Source organism: Shewanella sedimentimangrovi (genome assembly GCF_017354965.1).
GTDB lineage: Bacteria > Pseudomonadota > Gammaproteobacteria > Enterobacterales > Shewanellaceae > Shewanella > Shewanella cyperi.
Genome location: NZ_CP071502.1, coordinates 4,056,883 through 4,081,546, shown reverse-complemented (window position 1 = coordinate 4,081,546; position 24,664 = coordinate 4,056,883). Strand labels below are relative to the sequence as shown.

The 24,664-nt window shown below is 55.8% G+C and carries 23 protein-coding genes and 1 pseudogene; 5 read left to right on the top strand and 19 right to left on the bottom strand.

Annotated elements, in window-relative coordinates; all coding sequences use genetic code 11:
- Positions 1–140 precede the first annotated feature (140 nt).
- On the top strand, positions 141–719 hold the full coding sequence (gene nfuA, locus JYB85_RS18235; RefSeq protein WP_207380421.1) for a Fe-S biogenesis protein NfuA: 579 nt from the start codon (positions 141–143) through the stop codon (positions 717–719).
- A gap of 40 nt (positions 720–759) precedes the next feature.
- Here nfuA and JYB85_RS18230 read toward each other — a convergent pair whose 3' ends face one another.
- Complete coding sequence (locus tag JYB85_RS18230; RefSeq protein WP_407695904.1) at positions 760–2,097, bottom strand: MATE family efflux transporter; 1,338 nt, start codon at positions 2,095–2,097, stop codon at positions 760–762.
- Positions 2,098–2,116: 19 nt separating this feature from the next.
- Here JYB85_RS18230 and JYB85_RS18225 point away from each other — a divergent pair, with 19 nt between their 5' ends.
- Positions 2,117–3,169 carry a polysaccharide deacetylase family protein gene (locus JYB85_RS18225; RefSeq protein WP_207380420.1) on the top strand — a complete coding sequence of 351 codons (1,053 nt, stop codon included), beginning with the start codon at positions 2,117–2,119 and terminating at the stop codon, positions 3,167–3,169.
- 10 nt (positions 3,170–3,179) lie between these two features.
- Here the strand turns inward: JYB85_RS18225 and JYB85_RS18220 are convergent, their stop codons facing one another.
- The 12 genes from JYB85_RS18220 to JYB85_RS18165 form a co-directional block, all read right to left on the bottom strand.
- Positions 3,180–4,202, bottom strand: coding sequence for a protein-glutamate methylesterase/protein-glutamine glutaminase (locus tag JYB85_RS18220; RefSeq protein ID WP_207380419.1), 1,023 nt, complete (start codon positions 4,200–4,202; stop codon positions 3,180–3,182).
- On the bottom strand, positions 4,199–5,023 hold the full coding sequence (locus JYB85_RS18215) for a CheR family methyltransferase (protein WP_207382135.1): 825 nt from the start codon (positions 5,021–5,023) through the stop codon (positions 4,199–4,201). Before JYB85_RS18215 ends, JYB85_RS18220 begins: the two co-directional genes overlap by 4 nt.
- Positions 5,024–5,085: 62 nt before the next feature.
- A complete protein-coding gene (locus JYB85_RS18210) occupies positions 5,086–7,671 on the bottom strand; it encodes a methyl-accepting chemotaxis protein (protein WP_207380418.1) in 2,586 nt (861 codons plus the stop codon).
- Between the two features lie 21 nt (positions 7,672–7,692).
- Positions 7,693–8,229, bottom strand: a complete 537-nt coding sequence (locus JYB85_RS18205) for a chemotaxis protein CheW (protein WP_207321320.1) — start codon at positions 8,227–8,229, stop codon at positions 7,693–7,695.
- Positions 8,230–8,241: 12 nt separating this feature from the next.
- The gene (locus JYB85_RS18200; RefSeq protein ID WP_207380417.1) at positions 8,242–10,254 is read right to left on the bottom strand and encodes a chemotaxis protein CheA; all 2,013 of its coding nucleotides are present in this window, start codon (positions 10,252–10,254) and stop codon (positions 8,242–8,244) included.
- A gap of 21 nt (positions 10,255–10,275) precedes the next feature.
- Positions 10,276–10,638, bottom strand: a complete 363-nt coding sequence (locus JYB85_RS18195; protein ID WP_207380416.1) for a response regulator — start codon at positions 10,636–10,638, stop codon at positions 10,276–10,278.
- A gap of 13 nt (positions 10,639–10,651) precedes the next feature.
- A complete protein-coding gene (locus JYB85_RS18190) occupies positions 10,652–10,933 on the bottom strand; it encodes an STAS domain-containing protein (protein ID WP_207380415.1) in 282 nt (93 codons plus the stop codon).
- Positions 10,934–11,065: 132 nt separating this feature from the next.
- Entirely contained in the window at positions 11,066–11,680 is a 615-nt protein-coding gene (locus JYB85_RS18185) for an SCO family protein (protein WP_207324971.1), read from the bottom strand.
- Positions 11,681–11,688: 8 nt separating this feature from the next.
- Positions 11,689–12,588: a heme o synthase gene (cyoE, locus tag JYB85_RS18180; RefSeq protein WP_207380414.1), complete on the bottom strand. Its 900-nt coding sequence runs from the start codon at positions 12,586–12,588 to the stop codon at positions 11,689–11,691.
- Positions 12,589–12,605: 17 nt separating this feature from the next.
- Positions 12,606–13,589, bottom strand: coding sequence for a COX15/CtaA family protein (locus JYB85_RS18175; RefSeq protein WP_207380413.1), 984 nt, complete (start codon positions 13,587–13,589; stop codon positions 12,606–12,608).
- Entirely contained in the window at positions 13,589–14,134 is a 546-nt protein-coding gene (locus tag JYB85_RS18170) for a hypothetical protein (protein WP_207380412.1), read from the bottom strand. The genes JYB85_RS18175 and JYB85_RS18170 overlap by 1 nt, the downstream gene beginning before the upstream one ends.
- 18 nt (positions 14,135–14,152) lie before the next feature.
- Positions 14,153–14,914: an SURF1 family protein gene (locus tag JYB85_RS18165; RefSeq protein WP_207380411.1), complete on the bottom strand. Its 762-nt coding sequence runs from the start codon at positions 14,912–14,914 to the stop codon at positions 14,153–14,155.
- Between JYB85_RS18165 and JYB85_RS18160 the strand changes: the two genes are divergently transcribed.
- On the top strand, positions 14,913–15,128 hold the full coding sequence (locus tag JYB85_RS18160) for a DUF2909 family protein (RefSeq protein WP_207380410.1): 216 nt from the start codon (positions 14,913–14,915) through the stop codon (positions 15,126–15,128). The genes JYB85_RS18165 and JYB85_RS18160 overlap by 2 nt on opposite strands.
- Positions 15,129–15,136: 8 nt before the next feature.
- On the opposite strand, the gene JYB85_RS18155 is transcribed toward JYB85_RS18160, so the two are convergent.
- The 6 genes and pseudogenes from JYB85_RS18155 to lexA all read right to left on the bottom strand — a co-directional run bounded on the left by JYB85_RS18155 (position 15,137) and on the right by lexA (position 20,841).
- A complete protein-coding gene (locus JYB85_RS18155) occupies positions 15,137–16,012 on the bottom strand; it encodes a cytochrome c oxidase subunit 3 (protein WP_207380409.1) in 876 nt (291 codons plus the stop codon).
- Positions 16,009–16,575 carry a cytochrome c oxidase assembly protein gene (locus JYB85_RS18150; RefSeq protein WP_207380408.1) on the bottom strand — a complete coding sequence of 189 codons (567 nt, stop codon included), beginning with the start codon at positions 16,573–16,575 and terminating at the stop codon, positions 16,009–16,011. Before JYB85_RS18150 ends, JYB85_RS18155 begins: the two co-directional genes overlap by 4 nt.
- Entirely contained in the window at positions 16,576–18,165 is a 1,590-nt protein-coding gene (gene ctaD / locus JYB85_RS18145) for a cytochrome c oxidase subunit I (RefSeq protein WP_207382134.1), read from the bottom strand.
- A gap of 51 nt (positions 18,166–18,216) precedes the next feature.
- Positions 18,217–19,326 (bottom strand): annotated as a pseudogene (gene coxB, locus JYB85_RS18140) (cytochrome c oxidase subunit II); the annotation flags it as partial.
- A 388-nt stretch (positions 19,327–19,714) separates the two neighbouring features.
- Positions 19,715–20,221 (bottom strand): cell division inhibitor SulA, encoded by a 507-nt coding sequence (locus tag JYB85_RS18135; protein ID WP_207380406.1) that lies wholly within the window; start codon positions 20,219–20,221, stop codon positions 19,715–19,717.
- Positions 20,218–20,841 (bottom strand): transcriptional repressor LexA, encoded by a 624-nt coding sequence (gene lexA / locus JYB85_RS18130; RefSeq protein WP_207324964.1) that lies wholly within the window; start codon positions 20,839–20,841, stop codon positions 20,218–20,220. The genes JYB85_RS18135 and lexA overlap by 4 nt, the downstream gene beginning before the upstream one ends.
- A 150-nt stretch (positions 20,842–20,991) precedes the next feature.
- Here lexA and plsB point away from each other — a divergent pair, with 150 nt between their 5' ends.
- Positions 20,992–23,409, top strand: coding sequence for a glycerol-3-phosphate 1-O-acyltransferase PlsB (plsB, locus tag JYB85_RS18125; protein WP_207380405.1), 2,418 nt, complete (start codon positions 20,992–20,994; stop codon positions 23,407–23,409).
- Positions 23,409–24,653: a tryptophan permease gene (mtr, locus tag JYB85_RS18120; protein WP_207324962.1), complete on the top strand. Its 1,245-nt coding sequence runs from the start codon at positions 23,409–23,411 to the stop codon at positions 24,651–24,653. Before plsB ends, mtr begins: the two co-directional genes overlap by 1 nt.
- The last annotated feature ends 11 nt before the right edge of the window (positions 24,654–24,664 follow it).

Sequence of the window (24,664 nt, the reverse complement as noted above, 5' to 3'; positions counted from 1 at the left end):
TACCCAATGCGACGCGGCTGTTGGGGACTTTTTGCCCCGGCTCCGGGGCCTTGGGACTACACTCCGGCGGGCAAGGGGAGTATGATAAGCCTAATTCTTAGTAATTCACTCAGGTTTATCCTGCCGGGAGCAAGCTCTACATGATTACCATTTCCGAAGCCGCCCAGGCGCACTTTGTGAAGTTGCTGGCCGATCAGCCAGAAGGCACCAATATCCGCGTATTCGTTATCAGCCCCGGCACGGCCCATGCCGAGTGCGGTGTGTCCTACTGCCCTCCCGATGCAGTGGAAGATGATGATATTGAACTGGAGTTCAATGGTTTCAACGCCATGGTGGATGAAAAGAGCGCGCCCTTCCTCGAGGATGCCAGTATAGATTTCGTCAGCGATCAGCTGGGTTCACAGCTGACTCTCAAGGCTCCCAATGCCAAGATGCGCAAGGTGGCCGGTGATGCTCCCCTGGTTGAGCGTATTGAGTATGTGATCCAATCAGAGATCAATCCTCAACTGGCCAGCCATGGCGGTAATGTCATGCTGGTGGAAATCACCCCTGAGGGTGTGGCCGTGCTGCAATTTGGCGGTGGCTGTAACGGTTGTTCCATGGTGGACGTGACCCTCAAGGATGGTATTGAGAAACAACTGCTGGACCTGTTCCCCGGCGAACTGTCCGGTGTACGCGACGTGACAGATCACCAACACGGCGATCACTCTTACCAGTAAGAATGAACTCCATTGAAAACGCGGCCTTGGCCGCGTTTTTTTATGCCCGTTCGAAGCTGTGGCGGGTCAGCAAATAATGCCCGCCCAGGCTCAGGCTGCGGGCCAACATAAAGGCACTCAGGGCCAGCCACAGCGCCCCATTGCCCCAATCCTGACTTAACCACCAGATGGGGAAAAATACTCCGGCGCAGGCGAACAGCATGCCGTTGCGCATCACCCGCCCCTTGGAGGCGCCGATATAGACGCCATCAAACAGGAAGCAGCCGAATGCCAGCAGGGGCAGGCCAATCAACCAGGGTAGCAGCCGATTGGCCTCGGTTCTGACCTCGGTGATATCCGTCAGCAGGGCTATCATCCAGGGGCCCAGCAGCAGAAAGGTGAGAGAAAACAGCAGGGCAAACACGGCTGACCAAAAGAAGGCCAGCACCACACCTTGCTGCAGACCAGCATTGTCACGTCGGCCTATGGCGTTGCCCGTCTGCACTTCGGCGTAGTAGGCGATACCATCCAGGGCATAAGCAATCAACATCAAAAGGTTCAAGAGCACGGCATTGGCCGCCAGCTGCACATCACCCAACCCCGCACCCTTGAAGGTCATAAAAGCGAAAGCGGCCTGCAGGCACAGGCTGCGGATAAAAATATCCCGATTCAGCCGCAGCAGCTGGCCCATACCCTGCTGCAGGCTATGCCAGTTGGGGAGGGCGAGGCTGTTGATGGCCAGCAATTCCCTGCGGGTGAGGACGGCCAATAGCAAAAAGGCAAACAGGTCCGCCAGCACCGAGGCCAGGGCCGCGCCGCTTATGCCCCAATGGAATCCCAGTACAAACAACAGATCCAGGGCTATATTGGCGAGGTTGGAGACTATCAGCTGCCACATGGCGGCCTTGGAGCGACCTCGGCCCAATAACCAACCGAGCATCACCAGATTGGCCAGTGCCAGGGGTTGCGACCAGATACGAATGGCAAAGTACTGACTGCCAAAATGGCTGACCTCGGGACTGGCGTCCGCGCACCAGAGTGCCAGCTGCCACAGGGGGGATTGCAACAGCAGGATCCCAAGTCCCAGCAGGGCCGCCAGCACCAGACCCTGCCACAGGGTTTGGGCCTGGGCTTTATGGTTGTTCGCGCCCCAGGCCTGAGCTACCAGGCCCGTGGTGGCCATGCGTAAAAAACCGAGCAGCCAGACAATCAGGGTGATCACCATTGACCCAAAGGCCACGGCTCCCAAATAATAGGCGTCGCTCAAATGGCCAATGACGGCCGTATCCACCAAGCCCAGCAAGGGAACTGTGATATTGGACAGCATCATGGGCAATGCCAGGGCAAATAGCGCCTTATGTTTGGTGCTGTCCCGCCACAGGGAAGATATATTCATCATATTCAGAAGGTTACTATTCATGTTGCGGTCTTGCTTTACTGCTGTCCTGCTGCTGTTGTTGTCCATCCCGGCGCGGGCCGCCGTGATCCTGCAGTACCATCATGTTGCCGACAATACTCCGGCGGCCACCAGCGTGTCAGTGGCGCAGTTTGCCGAGCATATGGCCTATTTGGCCGCCAATGACTTCAAGGTGGTGCCCCTGAGTCGCCTGGTCGAAGCCATAAGGGAGGGCACGGTACTGCCGCCCAAAACGGTCGCCATCACCTTTGACGATGGTTACCAGAACATAGCCGACAATGCGGACCCCATACTAAAACAATACGGATTCCCCTACACCCTGTTTGTCGCCATCGAACCCATGGACAAGGGCTTTGGTGGCATGATGAGTCGCGAAACACTCAAGCGCCTGGCGGCCTCGGGGGTGGATCTGGCCAATCACAGCTATGGCCACGAGCACCTGATCCGCCGCTTGCCGGGGGAAGGTACCGCAGCCTGGTTGGCGCGTATGGAAACCAATATTCTTAACACCGAGGCCGAAATCGAGAAAATCAGCGGCAAGAGTTTGAAACTGTTCGCCTATCCCTATGGTGAATACAATGCGGACTTACAGTTATGGCTGGAAAAGCAAGGTTTTGTCGGCTTTGGTCAACAGTCGGGTGCCGCCGGCAAGTATTCATCCATGACCGCCTTGCCGCGTTTTCCCGTGGGCGGGCGCTATGGAGAACTGGGGGAGCTGAAGACCAAGTTGAGCAGCCTTAATATGCCCGTGCTTAAGCAGAACCGCAGCGATCCCCAATTGGCTGTGGACGAGCGTCGTCCCCTGCTGGAATTGACCCTGGATACCCAGGATTTCAATCCGCTGCAGATGATGTGTTATGTCTCGGGTCAGGGTCCACAAAAGCCCGAATGGCTGGATGGTCAGCGGATGCGTATTCAGGCCGCCAGGGATCTGCCCCCCGGACGCTCGCGCTACAATTGCACCGCACCCAGTCGCAGTCACAGTGGTTATTATTGGTTTTCCCAGGCCTGGGTTCGCCCCATGGACAACGGCGAGTGGCCGCAAGAGCCCTGATTGACCACGGCTAGTCGGACTTGAGCAGTTGCAACAAGCGGCCCGCCATGCGGTCCAGATGCACCTGCTCACAGGCTGCCCCCAGTTCCACCGCCGCCCCCGGCATACCCCAGACCACGCAACTGGCCTCATCCTGGGCCAGGGTGTAACCGCCCTGTTGGCGCACATTCATCAGGCCCCTGGCGCCGTCCCGGCCCATACCCGTCAGCAACACGCCGATGGCCGACTTGGCCCCGATTTCGGCCACGCTGTCGAACAGCACATCCACCGAGGGCTTGTGGCGATTGACGGGATCCGTATCCCGCAGGGCGGTGAACATATGACCCCCGCGGCGTTCGACCACCAGGTGGGCATGGCCCGGGGCAATATAGACCATGCCGGGTTTAACTATTTCGCCTCCCTGGGATTCGATAACCGTCATCCGGGCATAACTGTCCAGTCGACGGGCAAAGGAGGCGCTGAAGGCCGCTGGTATGTGCTGGGCTATCAGTATCGGCGGAAAGCTTTCCGGCAGCGGCGTCACCAGTCGTTGAATGGCCTCGGTGCCACCGGTGGACGCCCCTATGGCTACCAGCCGATTTTTGAGTTTGCCCTCGGGTGCGGTGGGGATTTGGGGTGGTGGGCTGGGTGGGTGAACCCGGCTTGATGCCGCCAGGCGTACCTTTTCCAACAATTCTTCCTGGTATTCCAACAGGGTAGTGCTGAGGTCGTGCTTGGGTTTGCAGATATAGTCCACCGCACCCAATGCCAGCGCTTCCAACGTGATGGCGGCACCTTTCTCTGTCAGGGTGGAGATCATCACCACAGGCATGGGTCTGAGTTTCATCAGGTTGCGCAGAAAGGCTATGCCATCCATTTTGGGCATTTCCACGTCCAGGGTCAGCACGTGGGGTGACAGGGCCTTGATCATTTCCCTGGCCTCATAGGGATCGCCGGCACAGCCGACCACCTGTATGTCTTCGGCCTGGGACAGCATATGGCTGAGCAGCTGCTGTACCAGCGGCGAGTCGTCCACCACCAGTACTTTAATCATCTGGCACTCCTGAGCTGCGGCTGTGCGCATTGTGCCAACCTGGGTTTGTAGATGGTTTGGCCAATCAGCTCAAACTCATCGGAAATCTGGGTCAGGGTTTCCGAATGACCAATGAAAAGGAAGCCGTCATCGCTGAGCAGCTTTCTGAACTTGCTGATGATCTTTCGCTTTGTATCCTGATCGAAGTAAATCAGCACATTGCGACAAAAGATGGCGTCAAAGGGGCCCTGCATGGGCCAGGATTCCAGCAAATTCAGTTGCCGAAAGTAAACCAGCTTTTGGATGTCATTGTGAATGCGGTACTGGTGTTGCTGGAGACTGAAATATTCCTCCCGGAACGACTCGGACAGGCTATCGAGCACTTCGGCCGGATACAGGCCAGCCTCGGCCCGGGTCAGCACATTGGTGTCCACGTCCGTGGCCAGGATCTTCAAATCCCAACCGCCGCGATTGAAATGGCGCGCCAGGGTCATGGCTATGCTGTAGGGCTCTTCACCGGAGGAGCAGGCCGAAGACCAGATCCTTAAACGCTTGCTGCTGCGTTTTTGCCACAGGGGCATTAAGTGATTTTCAAGGTATTGAAAGTGATGTCTTTCCCGAAAAAAAGACGTCAGATTGGTGGTCAGGGCATTAATAAACTGCCCCAACTCGGCTTCCTCGGTCTGCAGCAGCGCGCAATACTGGTCAAAATTCCTCAGGCCCAACAAACGTAATCGCCGGCACAGGCGGGAATAGACCATGTGTTTTTTGCGCTCCGGCAACACTATGCCCGTCTGACCGTAGGCCAACTCCCTGATAAAATTGAAGTTGGCCGTGGTCATCGGAAATTCCTTTTCTGATGTAAACACCAAGATGCCTGCCCTCCGTCATTTGCCGAGCCGGTTTAGAATTCGTGCCATTCCTCCTTGCTAGCCTTGAAACTGGCCACCGGACGCTTATCGCCGGATACCAGCGCCAGTGGCGCGGCGGCATGCTCCGCGGTTCTGAAAAAGCCCAGCTGACGTTTCATATTGCGGGCCTGCTCGGCCATGGCATCACCGGCGGCGGACACCTCCTCCACCAGGGCTGCGTTTTGTTGGGTCATTTCATCCATTTGGGCGACGGCCTTGTTAACTTCCTGGATCCCGGAAGCCTGCTGCTCGGCGGCTATGCTTATCTGGCTTATCATATCGGCCACCTTGGATACGGCCTGGACTATTTCCTGCAGGGTCGAGCCGGATTGATTCACCAGCGAGGTGCCGTCGTTGACCTTGTTCACGCTGTCGCGGATCAATTCCTTGATTTCCTTTGCGGCACCGGCACTGCGCTGGGCCAGGTTGCGTACTTCACCGGCCACCACGGCAAAACCGCGGCCCTGCTCACCGGCGCGGGCGGCTTCCACCGCGGCATTGAGCGCCAACAGGTTGGTCTGGAAGGCGATTTCATCTATGACGCTAATGATATCGGCGATGCGTTTGCTGGAGTCATTGATGGCTTCCATGGCCGACACGGCTTGCTTGACCACCTTGCCGCCGTGGTTGGCCTTGTTACTGGCCTCCTGGGCCAGCTTGTTGGCCAGGGTGGCATTTTCGGCGCTTTGCTTCACGGTCGCGGTCATCTGTTCCATGCTGGAGGCGGTTTCTTCCAGTGAGGCCGCTTGCTCTTCGGTACGCTGGCTGAGATCCGTGTTGCCCTGGGCGATTTCCTCGGCACCCGAGGTGACGGTATTGGCCGATTCGCTGATCCCCATCAAAACTTCGGTCAGGCGGGTGACTGTGGCGTTGGCGTCTGTTTTCAGCTTGCCGAATTGCCCCTGGTAGTCCCCCTGGATCTTGCGGGTCAGATCCCCCTTGGCCAGGCCGTCGAGCACATCGGCCACATCGGATATCACGTTGTCGGCTATGGTCACCAGGCTGTTGAGTCCCTTGGACAGGTTGAGGAAAAAGCCGGCCTTATCTTCGGTGGCGATGCGCTGGCTCAGATCGCCGGCACTGGCGGCCGCGATTATGCCGTCAATCTCGTGCTCTATGGCCACTTCGGCGGTTCTGTCGGACCATTCAACCACAGTGCCAATTCGCTGGCCGTTGGCGTCGTGAATGGGGTTGGCGATGATCCTGAAGGTGCGGCCACCCACCTTGAGCTGGCTGTCGTAGGTCGAACTGAGGCCGCCGAGAATGTTGCGTTGGTGGGCCGGATGTTTGTGAAACAGGTCTATGTTCTGGCCTATGAGCCTATCGGCATTGAAATTGGGCAGATCCCGGTTGATATCTTTTTGGGCGGTTTTGAACATGTTCCGCACCGCACCATTGAGATAGATGATGTTGCAGTCATTGTCGGCCACCATGGTATTGGACGACACATTGTCCAGTGCTTGCCTGATGCGGGCATTTTCTTCCGCCAGGCGCTGCTCCCGCTCCTCCCGTTGCAGTTGTTGCGTCATATCGCGCCACTCAACCACTGTCCCCGTGCGTTTGCCATTGTCGAATACCGGCGTGGCTATCAGGTTGAAGGTGAGCCCCGCCACCTTGATCCTGGCTTGGTAACTGCTGGTCAGTTTATCCAGCAGTTGTCGCTGGTGCTCAGGATGTTGATGGAAAATATCTATGTTGGCGCCCATCAGGCGGGCAACCTCAAAGCGGCTGATGGATTGCTGCAGCTGCTTCTCATTGCTGGTCAGCATCTCCACCAGGGACTTGTTGAAGTAAGTGATGTTGTAATTTTCATCGGCCATCATCACATTGGCCTGGCACACGTCCAGGGCCTGTTTGATGCGGGTAGTTTCCCTTTGTAGTTTTTCGGCCTCTTCCTGCTTGGCCAGGCTTTCGGTGAGATCCTGCCATTCGACCACAGTGGCGATGCGTTGTTGCTGCTCGTCGAACACGGGGGAGGCTATCAGGCTGAAGGTGCGGCTGCCGACCTTGATGCGGGTGGCATAGACGCTCTTCAGAGAGCTTATCAATTTGCGCTGATGGGCAGGATTGCGATGGAAGTCATCCATGTTGGCGCCGTTGAGGTGCGAGACGCTGAAATCCGGCAGCACTTGACGAATGTCCTCTTCGGCTTCGGTGAGGGTCTTTTTCAGTGACTGGTTGAAGTAGACAATTTCACCTTCCGGGGTTGCCAGCATCACGTTGGCCTGACAGATATCCAGGGCCTTAAGGGTGGCTTTGCGCTGTTGCTGTGCCTGCCACCATTGCCTGAATCTGGCTCCGAAGCTTTCCCAGCCGGGGATCTCATACTGATCCAGTTGCCCTATGCTGTCCCTGTCCAGGGCGTCGGCTATGGCCTCCAGAGCCTCGCGGACTTGAGTATGCCAGCGGCCCTGGCGGGCAATGCCAGTCAGCAACAAGGCCAGCGCCAGCGCCTGGGTGGCGACAACATAGCTGCCCGTCTGGCCGAACAGGCCCAGTAACAAAGCAATTGTCAGTGTGAATACACCTGCCAGCGTCAGGGGATGATTGCCCATCAGGGGTTTGATTCCTGCGTCCATGTTAGATCCTCTCTTGTAGGTTCAGGCACTGGCGGCCTGAGGCAGATCCAGTGAGTTCAGAATGTTGCTTAAGGTGGCGGGGTCCGGCAGCATGTCGCTGCCAAGCAAGCGGTTGATTTCCAGCAGTATCACCATCTTGTCCTGCACATTGGCCAACCCCTTGATAAATTTAAGATCGGTCTCGGCACCAAAATCGGGGGCCTGGCGGATTTCGTCCTGATCAATGCTGAAGACGTCGGACACGGCATCGACCACTATGCCAATCACCTTCTGGCTTTGCTCCAGGGCAACCTTGACCACTATCACCACTGTGGTTGCGCCGTATTCCAGGGTCTTGATACCGAACTTTTGCCGTAAATCTATGATGGGCACTATGGTGCCGCGCAGGTTAATGACCCCTTTGACATAAACGGGGGCATTGGGCAGCACGGTTGTGGCTTCCCAACCGCGGATTTCCTGCACCGACAATATATCCAGCCCGTATTCTTCCCCTGCCATGACAAAACTGAGGTACTGTTGATTGGCCTCTGTCTGTTGCTCCAGTGTGATGTCTGCCATAGTCCGCGTTCCTTATGCTGCATGTTCTTTGCCATTGCGCAGTCCGGCGAGATTCACCAGACCCGCAACATCGATGATCAGCGCTACCGTGCCATCCCCCAGTATGGTGGCACCCGAAATGCCGGGGATGCGGGTGTAGTTATCCTCCAGGCTTTTGATCACCACTTGCTGCTGGGCCAACAGTTCATCCACCAAGAGGCCCACTTTTTCATTGCTGTTGTCGACCACCATCACCAGGCCATCTTTGATTTCACGGGCCTCGGCATCATGGTTGAACACCTGATGCACCTTAACCACGGGCAGGTATTCGTCCCTTAACCGAATCAGTTCCTGATCTTCGCTCAGACGATTGATACGGCTGGGCGCGACCTGCAATGACTCATAAATCGAAACCAGTGGCACCACATAGATGTGCCGGCCTATGCGCACCAGTTGGCCGTCGAGAATGGCCAGGGTGAGTGGCAAACGTATGGTAATGCGGCTGCCCTTACCCGGCTGGGAACTCAGTTCTATGCTGCCGTTGAGTTCATGGATATTGCGTTTGACCACATCCATGCCCACACCGCGACCGGAAAGGTCTGACACTGCGTCGGCGGTGGAAAATCCCGGCTTGAATATCAGCTGGTGAATCGCCTCATCGCTGAGTTCTTCGTCGGCGCCCACCAGACCTTTTTCACGGGCCTTGGCCAGGATCTTGGCTGTGTTGAGGCCGGCACCATCATCGGTAATTTCTATGACTATGTTGCCGCCCTGATGAAAGGCATTGAGTGTGATGGTACCTGTCTCGGCCTTGCCGAACTTGCGTCTGGTTTCCGGGCTTTCCAGGCCATGATCCAGAGAGTTGCGCACCAGATGCACCATGGGGTCGACAATTTTTTCCAGCACCGTCTTGTCCAGCTCGGTGTCTTCCCCCTTGAGTACCAGCTCGACCTTTTTGTTCAGTTGCTGGCCTATGTCACGTACCAGGCGGGGGAAGCGGTTAAAGGCAAAACTGATGGGCAGCATGCGGATCTGCATTACGCTTTCCTGCAAATCCCGGGTGTGTGATGCCAGTTGTTCCAGCCCCTGTTGCAACAGCAGCATGGACTCGGGGCCTATCTCATCCTGACGGCCTATTTGGCCCAGCATGGCCTGGGTGATAACCAGTTCGCCCACCATGTTGATCAGCATGTCGATTTTTTCTGTGCTGACTCGGATGGAGCTGCTTTCATTGCCCTTGTTTTGCGGGACGGACTTTAAGTCCGGGGCTTTGACATGCGGTTTGTCGACAGCCATGTCTTCGACAATAGGGTCTTCAGTGGTCGGTTCGGCGTCAAAGAGGGGCTGATAACGAATCTGACATTCATCCTCCACCCATTCAAATACCTCCTTGACCTCATCCAGGGGGACATTGGCATGCAGCGTCAATTGCCAACTCAGATAACAGCTCTCGGGATCAAAATCATGCCATGGGGGAAGTTGTGAAGCTTGCAGCCGGACATTGAGTTCGCCCTTTTCACGCAATTCGGCGAACATCAACTGGGGATCGTTGCCACAGCGCAGAATGTCGACTCCGGCCACAAATTCAATTTGCCAACCATTTGGCTGTTCATCTGCAGGCTGCCAGGCGTCGACTTGCTTTGTTGGGCTTTTTGCTTCCTCAGCCAACAATTTGCTTAGCCGCTGCTGCAGTTGCTGGGCCTTGTCATTGTCATAGTCGCCCTTGTTCATCAGGGCATCTATCATGCCGCGCAGCAAATCCACCGACGCCAGCAAGAGATCCACATGTTCGGCGGTCATTTGCCGTTGACCATCACGGATCTGATCCAGCAGGGTTTCCAGCAGGTGGGTGAAATTGGCCACTGCAGTAAAGCCAAAGGTGGCGCTGCCGCCCTTGATAGAATGCGCCGCCCGGAAAATGGTATTGATGGTTTCGGGATCCGGCGCCGCTATATCGAGTTTCAGCAGCTCGGACTCCATGACGGCCAGTCCTTCAATGCTTTCCTCAAAGAACACCTGGCTGAATTGGCTCAGATCAATGTCCATATTGGCCTAGCTCCCTAAAAATTATCCAAGCACTTTTCGCACCGTGGCCAGCAATTGCTCGGGGTTGAAGGGTTTGACTATCCAGCCTGTGGCGCCGGCGGCACGGCCTTCCTGCTTTTTGTCACCGCCGGATTCTGTGGTGAGCATCAGCAACGGGGTAAATTTGTATGCGGGCAGATTGCGCAGATTGCGGATCAGGGTAATGCCATCCATGACGGGCATATTGACGTCGGAGATCACCAGATCGAAATCTTTGCTTTGGGCCACCTTGAGGGCCTCGTCGCCATTGGTGGCTTCTGTCACATCAAAGCCGGCAGTTTTCAGGGTAAAGCCGACCATTTGGCGCATGGATGCTGAATCATCAACGGCAAGTATCTTTTTCATAGATTGTGTCCTTTCACTGCTCGCTTCCGAGTCCCGGAATCAATATTCCCAAGGCTGCCAATTGCCCTGCCAGCTCGGGGCTGGCACCCAGCCAATGCAGGGGAATTGCTTGTTGTTGGCAATGGAGATAAGTCAGGAACAGTAGCTGAGCACCTGCGGTATCTGCTTTGATAAGGCCGGACAGATCCAGCACCAGGGGGTGATTCTGGTGTAATTTGTCGCTGAGCAGATGGTGGACATCCTGGATATTGCGTATGGTCAGTTCACTGCCAAAGCTGATAGCGTCTTCCGACATGAATATTCCTTGTGAGCCTGGTCCTTCGCCACTGTTCTCACAAAAGATAGACGCCAATTTTCAGTATTGCCGCAATACGCAAGGAATTTTTTGAATAGGCCCCGTGTTGAGCGGGGCGGGCTGAGCCTGGATTCAGTACCAGGCCATGAGTTTGCTGATGTCGGCGCTCAGGGCACTGCTGCTCAGGATTTTACCGGCCTGGGGTTTGAAAACCGCCAGACGGCGGCCCTCGGGGGAGAGCAACACCAGGCTGGCGCTGTGATCAACCTGGTAGTTTTTGCCTTCACCTACCATGGCATAGACCAAGCCCAGCTCCCGGGTCAAGGGGAGCAAGGTGGCATGGGGGCCGCTCAAACCTTTGAAGGCCGGATTGAAGAACGCCATATAGTCCTTGAGCTTGGCGGTGCTGTCACGCTCGGGATCAACCGAGAGAAACAGTACCTGGAAGGGCGCCTTGTCCACCAGGGTGGGATAAATGGCATTGAGTAAACCCATTGTGGTTGGACACACATCGGGGCAAGAGGTGTAGCCGGCAAACACCAGGCTCCATTTTCCTTGCAGTGCTTCCCGGGTAAAGGCGCTGCCATTTTGATCCGTCAGTTTGAAATCGGACAGTGTGCGTGGCTCGGGAAATACAAAACCGGTTTCCAGCTCCGGTGCCGCGCCCTTGCTGCCTGTGAGTCCCAGCAAGGCCAGACCGCCCAGACCAATAGCCAGTATCACACTGACCAGCCATCTTTTTTCCATTTGGCCTCCTATAGGTAGTGATCAACCAGCAGTAGGATAAACAGCAGCATCAGATGGTAAATAGAGAAGCGAAATACGCCCATGGCAGTGCCGGCTTGTTCATGGTACTTCAATTGCCAAGCTTTATAGATGAAGCCCAGGCTCAGCAGCGTCGAACCCACCAGATAGATGACACCGCTCATACCCACCAGCACCGGCAGTAAGCAAGCAACCGCCAGCAACAGGGTATACAGAAATATGCAGGTCTTGGTGAACTCGACCCCGTGGGTCACGGGCAACATGGGAATATCCACCTTGGCGTAATCGGCGCGGCGATGAATGGCCAGGGCCCAGAAATGCGGCGGAGTCCAGGTGAAGATGATGATCACCAACAGCAGGCCATGGCCGTGAAATTCGTTGGTGACCGAGGTCCAGCCCAGCAGGGGAGGCATGGCTCCCGCCAGGCCACCAATGACTATGTTCTGCGGTGTGGCTCGCTTGAGATAGGCTGTGTACACCAGAGCATAACCGAGCAGGCTCGCCAGGGTTAGCCAGGCGGTCAGGGCATTGACCACCAGATACAAGAGGGCGAAACCGCCCACCGCCAAACCGCCGGCAAAGGCGATGGCATGGCTCACCGGCACCTTGCCCTTGGGCAATGGCCTGTTATAGGTACGTGCCATTTGGGCATCAATACGCCGATCGATAAGGTGATTCATTGCCGCGGCTGCCCCGGCCATCATGGCAACGCCGACAAGGCCGGCAAGCAGAGGCTGTAAAGGCACTGCGCCGGGCAGTGCCAGGCACATGCCGACCAAGACGGTAAGCAGCATCAGGGCCACCACCTTGGGCTTGGTCATTTCAAGATAAGCCCGCCAATTCAGTTTCACTGATGCCTGCGGGGCTCCCAGGGGTATGGATTTGGCCATCTTGTTCTCCTTATTGATCAGGCTTTGCGCCACAGGGCGTAGTTGATAAACACCAGGGTTAACAACAGCAGTGCCGCGCCCATGTTGTGGGCCACAGCTATGGCCAAGGGCAGGTGTAAAACGACATTGGACACGCCGAGAGCCACTTGCGCTAATAACAGCAACATCAGCACCACTCCAGCCTGCCTGAGCAGGTAGGCTCTGGACTGGCGCCACAGGCGCCAACCCAGAACACCGAGGAACAGCGCCGTCACCATGGCGCCGAATCTGTGCACTACATGAATCGTCATGCGGGTATGGTAGTCCAGCACCCCGAACTCAAAACTGGGATGGTCTCCCTGGAAGGGGGAAAAGGCATCTGCCAGTTGCAGATTACCGGTCCAGTCGCCTTCACAGATGGGCAAACTGGTGCAGGCCAGAGCGGCGTAGTTGGATGAAGTCCAGCCGCCGAGCAGAATTTGCAGCACCAAAATTGCCAGGCACAGCAGGGCGAAGGGAGCCAATTGCCGCATGCGGCTGTCGCCGCCGGGGATCCGCAGCGGCCGGGTGCGCAAATACAGCAGTAACAACAGCGAGGCCAGGGTAAAACCGCCGAGCAGATGCGCCATCACCACCACGGGCATCAGCTTCATGGTCACTGTCCAGGCGCCCAGTGCTCCCTGAAACAGGATCAGCAGCAAAATCAGCAGCGGCAGGCGCCTGGGCGTGTCGTCACTTCGCAGGCACATGACCAGGATCCCAATGACCAGCAGTCCCAAACTCGCTGCGATATAGCGATGGATCATCTCCAACCATGCCTTGGCGGGCTCGACCGTCATACCGGGAAATGCCGATTCGACCCTGGCCAATTCATGATCTGCTGTGGGGACCTTGACGTGACCATAACAGCCCGGCCAATCGGGGCAACCAAGACCCGCGTCCGACAAACGGGTGTAAGCGCCCATGAAGATCACCATCAGGGTGAACACCAATGTCAGTCGCAATACATTTTTCAGCAGCATTATCCCACCCTCGACAGTTTCAGCAGTTTGCGCAGATCCGCCAGCAAGGCTTTGCCCTGCTGCAGCTGAGTTTCAGCCGTGATGAGTGCCGGGTAACGCATCACCATATTGCCCAATGGGTCGACAACCAGCAGTTGCTGTCCGGCCAAGAGTTGGCTTATTGCTGTGCTGGCTTGTGCCGTGGCAAAGGTGCGGTCTTTCAGAGCGGAGATATCACTGTCTGTATTCAGCAAAATCAATGGGATAACCCTGTCCATATCCCTGCCAAGGGCGGTGTGGCTTTGCTGTAACAAATACAGGCGCTCGCGGCAGAAATCGTCACATGTGGCGGGAAGCAGATAAAGTACCTGCCATTGCTTGGGTTTGGGGTTGTTCATACCCAGGTCGGCATAATTGGTGTCACCAGGCAACAAAGTGCCTTGGTTGGTGGCAGCTTCCTGGTACCAATGCTGACTCAATACCAGTTTGGCCAGAACCACCGGCACCACAAAGGCCAGCAGTAACAGAACCAGTGGGCGCGCACTCTTGCGTTGACGGGAGGTCATCAGTCTCTCCTCTTGCTGTTATTGTCCCGGGAACTCCCCGGTGCTTGTTAATTCCTGTGGTGGTCTGTCCTGCTTGGTGGAACGCCACCAGGCCCACAGGCTCAAGAGCAACAGGGCCGAGGCGAGCGCAAACCACTGCACTGCATAGCCCAGATGCTTGCTGGCTGCCATTGGCATGGGCAGCCATTGTCTGGGCAATTCGGCGCCAGGCAGCTTGTCTGGTTGCAATACTGCCTGTTGCAGCGGCAGCGCCAGATAACGCTCCAACTCCGCCAGTTCCAGATTCTGTATCCGGGTCACGGCGCCGATTTCGGGTCCCAATCCTGGACTGAGCGGATTGCTGTGTCTTTGATACAAGCGTCCGCTGAGGACTACAGGATCTGGCGGCACAGGCACGTCCGGCAGCAGATCCCGGGTGGCCGGCGCAGCGATAAAACCCTGTTCCACCAGAAGCTTTTTCTGTGCGCCGCTATCCAGGACCCGGTACACCAGATAGCCTACTTTGCCTTGATAGACCTGGTTATCCAACAGCAGTACAGGGCTGAGAAAGCGCCCTTCGACCTTGAGCCTGTATCCTGTCAGTTCCGATTCTGGCATCCGCTCCAGTTCCGCCAAGCTCAGTTCCCGGTCTTGCCTCTGTTCCATTTGTCGAGTCAACAGCGTCTTTTCTTCAGCCCTCGACAGTTGCCACAGTCCCAGCTTGACGAGCACCACAAACAGTCCCAGAGTAAATAACACTAACCCCAGTCGACTCGCCGAAACCGTTACAGGAAACTTCATGACACCTCTGCTGTTTAAACTCGTGCTGGTATTGCTGCTTCTGGTGGTGCTGTTCAACCTGGGGCGCGCCTTCTTTGTGATGGTCAAAGGTGAATCCACCGCACCCATGAGCCGCTATCTGGGCCGCAGGGTGTTATTTTCGGCCCTGGTCATAGTGCTGTTGCTGGTGGCCCTGGGAATGGGTTGGATCCAGCCCAATCCCAGGCCCTACTGATCCCCAGATCAGAGTACGTACACAAACAGGAACAGGCACAACCAGACCACGTCCACAAAGTGCCAATACCAACTGCCTGCTTCAAAGGCGAAGCTCTTGCCCGGAGCGAAATGGCCTTTCAGTACCCGGAAAAACAACACCAGCAGAAAGATGGTCCCCAGGGTCACGTGCATGCCGTGGAACCCGGTGAGCATAAAGAAGGTATTGCCGTAGACGCCAGATGCCAGGGTCAGGCCCATTTCCGTGTACGCATGCATATATTCCTCGGCCTGCAGCACCAGGAAGCTCAGACCCAGCAAGATGGTGATGCCCAGATACAGGGTCAGGGCGGTGCGTTTGCCTTTTTCCAGCGCCACATGGGCGAAGTGCAGGGTAAAGGAGGAAGTCAACAGCAGTATGGTGTTGATCAATGGCAAACCTTGCCATCCCATCGCCTGGGTGCTAGTGCCATCCGGTGTTTTTTCCAAAGGCCAAATAGCCTCAAAGGTGGGCCACAACACCTCGTGGGTCATGGCGTTGTTGGATGCGCCGCCGAGCCAGGGCACGGCAATCATCCGGGTGTAGAACAGGGCACCGAAGAAAGCGCCGAAGAACATGATTTCCGAGAAGATAAACCAGCTCATGCCCTGGCGGAAGGAGCGGTCCATTTGTCCCGAATAAAGCCCCGCCATGGACTCGGCAATGACGGTACGAAACCAGCCGAAAATCATGAACAGTATGACGGCGATACCGGCCAGCAGTATATAACCGCCGCCGGAGCCGTCGTTTTTGAGTTGTTGGACGTAACTGCCGGCACCGAAGGCAATTAAAAACAGCCCCAGGGCGCCAATAATGGGCCAGGCGCTTTGGGCTGGCACGTAATAGGGTTGGTGTTTGCTTGTCATTTTGCTGCTCCTGCCTTGGCAACAGCGCTGCCGCTGCGGGCGCTGATGTCGTAAAGGGTATAAGAGAGAGTCAAAGTCTGAATGTGCTCGGGCAGATCAGGATCCACGAAAAATATCAGTGGCAATTCCGCCTGCTGCTGAGCCGCCAGTGTCTGTTGGTTAAAGCAAAAACATTCGGTCTTGTTGAAATATGCGGCCCCTTGCCCCGGCGTCACGGACGGAATCGCCTGACCCACAATTTCCCTGGAAGACAGGTTGTGGACTGTGAATGCCGTGCGCACCAATTCGCCCGGATGGATCTGCATCCGTTTGACCTTGGGATCAAATGACCAGGGCATGCCCGGTTCGACCCGTGCCAGAAATTCCACCTGCACGGTCCGCTGCTGATCTACCTGCATATCGGCATACTCAACAGCGGTCGAGTTGGTCTTGCCGTTGATGCCCAGTTGCTGACACAGGACGTCATACAGGGGCACCAGAGCAAAACCGAAGCCGAACATGGCCAGTGATCCCAGGGTTAACCCCAGGATCAGCTTGCGGCTGGAAGGCTTGGGGCCGGCCATTTACTTGACCTCGGGTGGGGTGCTGAAGGAGTGGTAGGGGGCCGGGCTCGGCAGAGTCCACTCCAGGCCTTCGGCCCCTTCCCATGGCTTATCCGCTGCCTTGGCACCGCCGCGGATACATTTGAGTACCACCGCCAGGAAGATCAGTTGTGACAGGCCAAATGCAAAGCCGCCGATGGACACTATCTGATTGACGTCGGCAAACTGCACCGAGTAATCGGGGATCCTTCGTGGCATGCCGGCCAAGCCAAGGAAGTGCATGGGGAAGAACAGCACGTTCACCGAAACCACAGAGCACCAGAAATGGATCTTGGCCAGCTTTTCGTCATACATGTGCCCGGTCCACTTGGGCAGCCAGTAATAGGCTGCGGCCATGATGGAGAAGATGGCGCCCGTTACCAATACGTAGTGGAAATGAGCCACGACGAAGTAGGTGTCATGGTACTGGAAATCCACCGGCGTAATGGCCAGCATCAAGCCGGAAAAGCCCCCTATGGTGAACAGAATTATGAAAGCCAGAGCAAACAACATGGGCGTTTCATAGCTGATGGAACCACGCCACAGGGTTGCCACCCAGTTGAACACCTTCACCCCGGTTGGTACGGCGATCAGCATGGTGCAGTACATGAAAAACAGTTCGGCAAACACCGGCATACCCGTGGTAAACATGTGGTGGGCCCACACCAGGAACGACAGTATGGCGATACTGGCGGTGGCATACACCATGGAGGCATAGCCGAACAGCTTCTTGCGGGCAAAGGTGGGCACTATGGCCGAGATAATGCCGAAGGACGGCAAGATCATGATGTATACCTCGGGATGACCGAAGAACCAGAAGATGTGCTGGAACATCACAGGATCACCGCCTCCGGCTGCGTCGAAGAAACTGGTGCCGAAATATTTGTCGGTCAATACCATGGTTACAGTTCCCGCCAGCACCGGCATCACAGCGATAAGCAGGAATGCGGTGATAAGCCAGGTCCAGACAAACAGCGGTAACTTCATCCAGGTCATGCCCGGTGCCCGCAGATTGACTATGGTGACTATCACGTTGATGGCACCCATGATTGAGCTCATACCCATGATGTGCACAGAAAACACAAACAGCGCTGTGCTGTCGGGGCTGTAGGTGGTCGACAGTGGTGCGTAAAAGGTCCAGCCGAAGTTGGGTGCCCCACCTTCCATAAACAGGGAACTTAACAGGATCAGGAAAGCAAAGGGCAAGATCCAGAAACTCCAGTTATTCATCCGGGGCAGCGCCATGTCCGGCGCGCCTATCATCATAGGAATCAGCCAGTTAGCCAACCCTGTAAAGGCGGGCATAACAGCACCGAACACCATGACCAATCCATGGACTGTCGTCATCTGATTAAAGAAGTTCGGCTCGACCAACTGCAGACCGGGCTGGAACAATTCGGCACGGATCACCATGGCCATGGCGCCACCCACCAGGAACATGATGAAGCTGAACCAAAGGTAAAGCGTGCCTATGTCCTTGTGGTTGGTGGTATAAAGCCAGCGGCGTATGCCGGTGGCGGGGCCGTGATGTTCATGGGTATCGTGCTCATGATCCTGCGTCACTTCGTTGATCCCTGAGGTAAGTTCGCGGCTAATTGAATTCATGTATTCCCCCTACTGCCCATGGTTGTTGACGTCGGCGGCCTGCACCGTGTCACCCGTGTGGTTATCCCAGGCATTACGCTCATAAGTGATAACCGCGGCAATTTCCTGAGCGGTGAGCTGTTTGCCAAAGGCTTGCATAGCCGTACCCGCCTTGCCGTTAATCACAATTTCCAGGTGATTGGCGACAGGACCGGTGGCTATGGGGCTGCCATTGATCGCGGGGAATACGCCCGCCAAACCTGCACCATTGGGTTGGTGGCAGGCAGCACAACGGGCCATGTAAATTTGTTCACCCTGAGCCATGAGGTCATCCATCGACAGGGTTTGTGTCAGCGAGGCTTGGGCTTCCGCCGCTGCCTGTTGAGCAGAGGCTTTCTGGGCCACGAGCCAGTCATCAAACTGGGCTTCGGGCAAGACTTCCACCACTATGGGCATAAAGCCATGCTGCTTGCCGCATAACTCGGCGCATTGGCCCCGGTAGATGCCGGGTTTGTCGATGCGGGTCCAGGCCTCGTTGATGAAACCCGGGTTGGCGTCCTTCTTCACCGCAAAGGCAGGCACCCACCAGGAGTGGATAACGTCATCGGAGGTCATCAGGAAACGTATCTTGCGATTGGCAGGCAAGACCAGCGGTTTGTCTACTTCCAGTAAGTAGTTTTCGCCTTTGGCCTCGTTGCCTTCGATCTGCTCCATTGGCGTGGACAAGATGCTGTAAAAAGCGATGTCCTGATCGAAATAGCTGTAATGCCATTTCCATTGAGAACCTGTGACTTGCACCGTCAGATCTGCATTGGAAGGGTCTTCCATGGCGATCAGGGTTTTGGTGGCCGGTATGGCCATGGAGATAAGGATAATGAAAGGGATAATCGTCCAGGCTATTTCTACCTTGGTGCTCTCATGAAACTGAGCCGCCACAGCGCCCTTGGACTTTCGGTGGTTGATCATGGCGTAAATCATAGCGCCAAATACCACCACCCCGATGGCGCAGCAGATGTACAGAATCGTCATGTGCAGGTGATATACCCTGCCACTGATTTCTGTCACCCCCTGGGTCATATTCAGCGACATGTCTGCCGCTGCCAATTGCGGTGCCATCAGCACCAGAACACAATACAACAATCGCTTCACAAGACGTCTCCTCTGTCAATTGCGAATCGCAACTACAAAGAAGAGTCACACAGTAAGTCTCTGCTCTATGCAAACTCTTCGGTTCCCAAAAAAGCAACGATGACTTCAAAGTGCGTTGGCGGTTTATCTTGTTCTATCTGTAGCCTACTGCCTTGCTAACCACGCCTGCACCTACAGCTGAATATATCGGTCTGATACACAGAGGGCCGTGGTTAAACAGGGCTCACTGCGACGACATAATCTATCCCGGATATAACAAACTATCGTTGTTACCCTGAACTACATTACTTGCAGTTTAAATATTGATCAAGATCACTTTCTTTTCTAATTAACTGAAAAAATTATTGAAAAAAAGAGCCCCACTGGGGCTCAAGGGGATGGAAGGGGATCAGTGCAGCGGTTGAAACTGGTTGGAAAGGGTCATGGGAATAGCGGCTTGGTGGCAAGGATTTCCATGAGAGTGAGCATTTACATCCTGAAATATGACGCCCATGGCAACCGCACTCTTGGCAACCAGCTGTAAGCGGCGTTCATCTCTGGGGGCCAGGCTGCTGCTCCAGCAAAGTACCGCACTGGAAGTGCCACTGGTCAGCGCTCTTTCCATGGCCCACAGGGTTTCCACTTCATCCTTGGCATGCACCAGTAAGACCCTGTCCATACGCACGCCGGCCTGGGCCAGGAGGTCTTTGTAGCCTATATTGGGCGGACTGATCAGCACTATCCATCGACCCTGATGACTCAGCTGCGCCAATTGGGGGCACAAGTGCTTTAGTTCGTTACGGCCCTGATCGCTGGTGGTCAGCATGCTGACTTCCGTATTGGCGCCGGCATTGTCAGCAGGCAGGTCGCGCCACAGGCCGGGATGGCGGGGAGCATTACCGAGCAGCTTGTTCATAACCAGTCTCCGTTACGGATGACACCGACCGCCAGACCTTCAATGGTCAGACTTTGGCAGCTGAGATCGACTTTTATGGGGGCGTAGGCTTCGTTTTCGGCATGCAGGTAAACCACATTGCCCTTGCGTTCGAAGCGTTTGACCGTCACATCATCTTCAACCCGGGCGACCACCACCTGACCGTTACGGGCCTGCTGCATCTTGTGTACCGCCAACAGATCGCCTTCGAGTATGCCTATGTCCTTCATACTGTCACCCCGAACCCGCAGTAAAAAGTCGGCCTGGGGGCGGAACATGGCTGGATCCACCTGGTAATACTGCTCCACGTGTTCCTGGGCCAAAATAGGCTCACCGGCCGCCACCTGACCTATCAGCGGCAATCCCTGATGCTCAGCGTCTTCATGTTCGTCGCCCGCAAGACGAATACCGCGGGAGGTGCCGGGCATAATTTCAATACAGCCCTTCTTGGCCAGTGCCTTGAGATGTTCTTCGGCGGCATTGGCACTTTTGAAGCCCAAACGTGTGGCAATTTCGGCACGGGTTGGCGGCATACCGGTATCGGCGATATTGCGTTTGATCAGGTCCAGTATTTCAGCCTGGCGCGGTGTCAGCGGTCTCATACTCATTCCTGTTTTTCTATACAGTTACTGTTAGTATATACAGTATTTTAAACAGCGCAAGTATTAACCAGTGTTTAGATTATTGGCACTGTGACTGTGTGGTCTGATATTCTATGCGGCTAACGAAGTGGCCAAGATTGCTGAAGAAGAATGTCAACCCAAGACTCGCTGTGGTATAGAACCCTCCGCTGGATCCAGAAAAAACTGGTGCACACCATAGTGGTGCCCCAGGAGCCTTTTGCCGATCTTAATCTTGATGCGGCACGCCCCCTGGTTTACGTCATGAAAACCGAATCGGTCAGTGATATTGCCGCCCTGAGTGAAGTCACCGCCAAGTTTGGCTTGCCAAGCCCCTATGAGTCCCTGCACTTGAATGGTTTGAGCAGTCCGAGGGTGGTTTGCCTTGAGGGGGCGAAACCCCTGTTTGGGCAGCGTCAGGGCAATGAACCCTTCCTCAATGCTTTTATGCAGTTACTGTCTGTCCATAAGCAAAAGCCGGAGCTGGATATCCAGCTGGTCCCGGTGAGCCTTTATTGGGGCCGGACTCCGGGCAAGGAAGATGACAGCATGCGCGCGGCATTACTGGAGCGGGAAAATCCCACCTGGCTGCGCAAGTGCCTGATGATATTGTTCCTCGGTCGTCACAACTTCGTGCAGTTTTCCAATGCGGTTTCCCTGCGTTATATGGCCGATGAACACGGCACCGACAAACGCATTGCCCAGAAACTGGCCCGGGTGGCCAGGGTGCATTTCCGCCGTCAGCGCAAGGTGATGACAGGTCCGGCTTTGCCTAATCGTCAGGCCATGTTCCATGCGCTGTTGCAGTCCGATAACCTCAAAAAGGCCATTGCCGAAGAAGCGGCTGCCAAGAAGGTATCCGAGGCCAAGGCTCGCGAAACGGCTATAGGTTATCTCGACGAGATAGCGGCCGATTATTCGGACAGCCTGGTGCGGGTGGCGGAGCGCATGCTGACCTGGCTGTGGAACAAGCTCTACAGCGGTATCAATATCCGCGGTGCCGAGCAGGTTCGTCAGCTGCACCATGATGGCCATGAAATTGTCTATGTGCCCTGTCATCGCAGTCACATGGATTACCTGCTGCTGTCCTACATCCTTTATTACCAGGGCATGGTACCGCCTCATATCGCGGCCGGTATCAACCTCAACTTCTGGCCGGCGGGACCTTTGTTCCGTCGCGGCGGCGCCTTCTTTATTCGCCGCAGCTTCAATGGCAATAAGCTCTATACCGCAGTGTTCCGCGAATACCTGGATCAGCTGTTTGCCAAGGGCTATTCGGTGGAGTATTTCACCGAAGGTGGCCGTTCACGCACCGGTCGTCTGCTGGCGCCCAAAACCGGCATGCTGGCCATGACACTGAACAGTGTACTGCGTGGCATAGAGCGTCCGGTCACCCTGGTGCCCGTGTATCTGGGCTATGACCATGTGATGGAAGTGGCCACCTATCACAAGGAACTCAGCGGCAAGAAAAAACAGAAGGAATCCCTGTGGCAGGTACTGGGCATCATCCGCAAGCTGCGCAATTTCGGTCAGGGCTATGTGAATTTCGGCGAGCCCATCACCTTGCAATCTTTCCTCAGCGACCGTGTTCCCGAGTGGCGCGGTGCCCTGGATGAGGACCCGGATCAGAAACCTTCCTGGCTGACGCCGGCGGTCAATGCCCTGGCCAATCAGGTGATGACCCGAATAAATAATGCCGCGGCCGCCAGTTCGGTCACCCTCAACAGTCTGGTATTGTTGGCCTCCGAGCAAAATGCCCTGGAGCGCAGCCAGCTGGAGCGCCAGTTGGATCTGTATCTGAAGCTGCTCAAACAGGTGCCTTATACCTCCTACATCTCGGTGGCAGAAGGTAACGGCCATCAACTGGTGGAGCAGGGACTGAAACTGAACAAGTTTGTGCAGTATTCCGATGCCCTGGGTGACATCATTGCGATTGAAGAGCATCAGGCGATTTCCCTGACCTACTACCGCAATAATGTCATTCATCTGATGGTGGTTCCGTCATTAATAGCCAGCTGCCTGGTGCACCATGAAAAGATCGGCCGGGAAGAAATACAGGCCATTGTGGCCGAGTTTTATCCCCTGCTTAAGGCCGAACTCTTTATGGGCATAGAAGATGTGCCCGCCTATGTGGATGCCGTGCTGGATCAATTGATTGAAGATGGTCTGGTTACCGCTACCGACACATTGCAGGCGGTGAACGAGCGCATCAACCAGCTGTTGCTGCTGGCGGGAATTATCAGTGAAACCCTGCAGCGCTATGGCATTATCTTCAACCTGCTTGCCGCCAAACCCCACATAGAAAGGGCTGAACTGGAAAATGAAAGTCATTTGCTGGCCAGTCGCCTCGGCGCCCTGCATGGTATTACCGCGCCCGAGTTCTACGACAAAAAGCTCTATGGGACTTTGTCCAGCAAACTCAAGGAATTGGGGTATCTTGCCCAGGAGTCTCAAAGCGCAGATGTCGTCAGGATCCGCGACCATGTGAATGGCTTGCTGCGTACCACGGTTCGCCAAACCATAGTTGACACAGTGGCCAAGGAGAGCTAATGGCTAACCATATGGACGTGCATGCCCCGAAATCCCTGTTGGGTGGTGCCATGATTATTGCCGGCACCACGGTCGGGGCCGGCATGTTTTCCCTGCCCGTGGTGGGGGCTGGCATGTGGTTTGGTTATTCGCTGCTGATGATGGTCGGGGTCTGGCTGTGCATGTTGCTTTCGGGTTTGCTGCTGCTGGAAACCAACCTGCGTTTTGAGCCGGGCGCCAGCTTCGATACCCTGACCCGGGAATCGCTGGGCCGTTTTGGTCGCATAGTCAATGGCCTGTCGATTGCGTTCGTGCTCTACATACTTACCTACGCCTACATCAGCGGCGGCGGTTCCATAGTTAATCACAGCGTCGCCGGTTTGGGGCTGGAGCTGCCCCAAAGCCTGGCGGGCTTACTCTTTGCACTGGTGTTGGCGACCGTGGTGGTGATCAGCACCAAGGCGGTGGACAGGATAAGTACCCTGATGCTGGGGGCCATGATCATCAGTTTCTTCCTGGCCATAGCCCAGCTGCTGTTGGATGTGGACACCACTACCTTGTTTCAGCCCGATGGCGAGCAGCGCTTTGCACCTTTCCTGTGGGCTGCACTGCCCTTCGGGCTGGCAAGCTTCGGTTATCACGGTAATGTGCCTTCCCTGGTGAAATATTATGGCAAGGAGCCGGCAAAAGTTGCCAAGGCGCTGTTTATCGGCACCTTTATCGCGCTGGTTATCTACACCTGTTGGATGCTGGCCACCATGGGCAACCTGCCGCGCAGCCAATTCAGCGACATCATTGCCCAAGGGGGCAATATGGGGGTGTTGGTGGCGGCACTGACCCAGGTCATGTCAAATAGCTGGCTGGCAAGCATGTTGACCCTGTTTGCCCACCTGGCGGTGGCGTCTTCCTTCCTGGGGGTGACCCTGGGCCTGTTTGATTACCTGGCGGATCTGTTTGGTTTTGCCGACGATGGCAAGGGTAGGTTAAAGACAGCCTTGGTGACCTTTGTGCCACCCACAGTGCTGGGACTGCTGTTCCCCGACGGTTTCCTGGTGGCCATTGGCTTTGCTGCCCTTGCTGCCACGGTCTGGACCCTGATAGTCCCGGGTATGATGGCCCACAGGATGCGCCGTGCCGACCCAGGCTACACAGGATTCAAGGTTCCCGGCGGCAAGGCGGTGATACTGCTGGTGGTGGCCTTCGGCATACTGACAGCGGCCTGTCATTTGCTGGCCATGGCACAATGGCTGCCTGTATACGCCTGATAAGTCGAGCT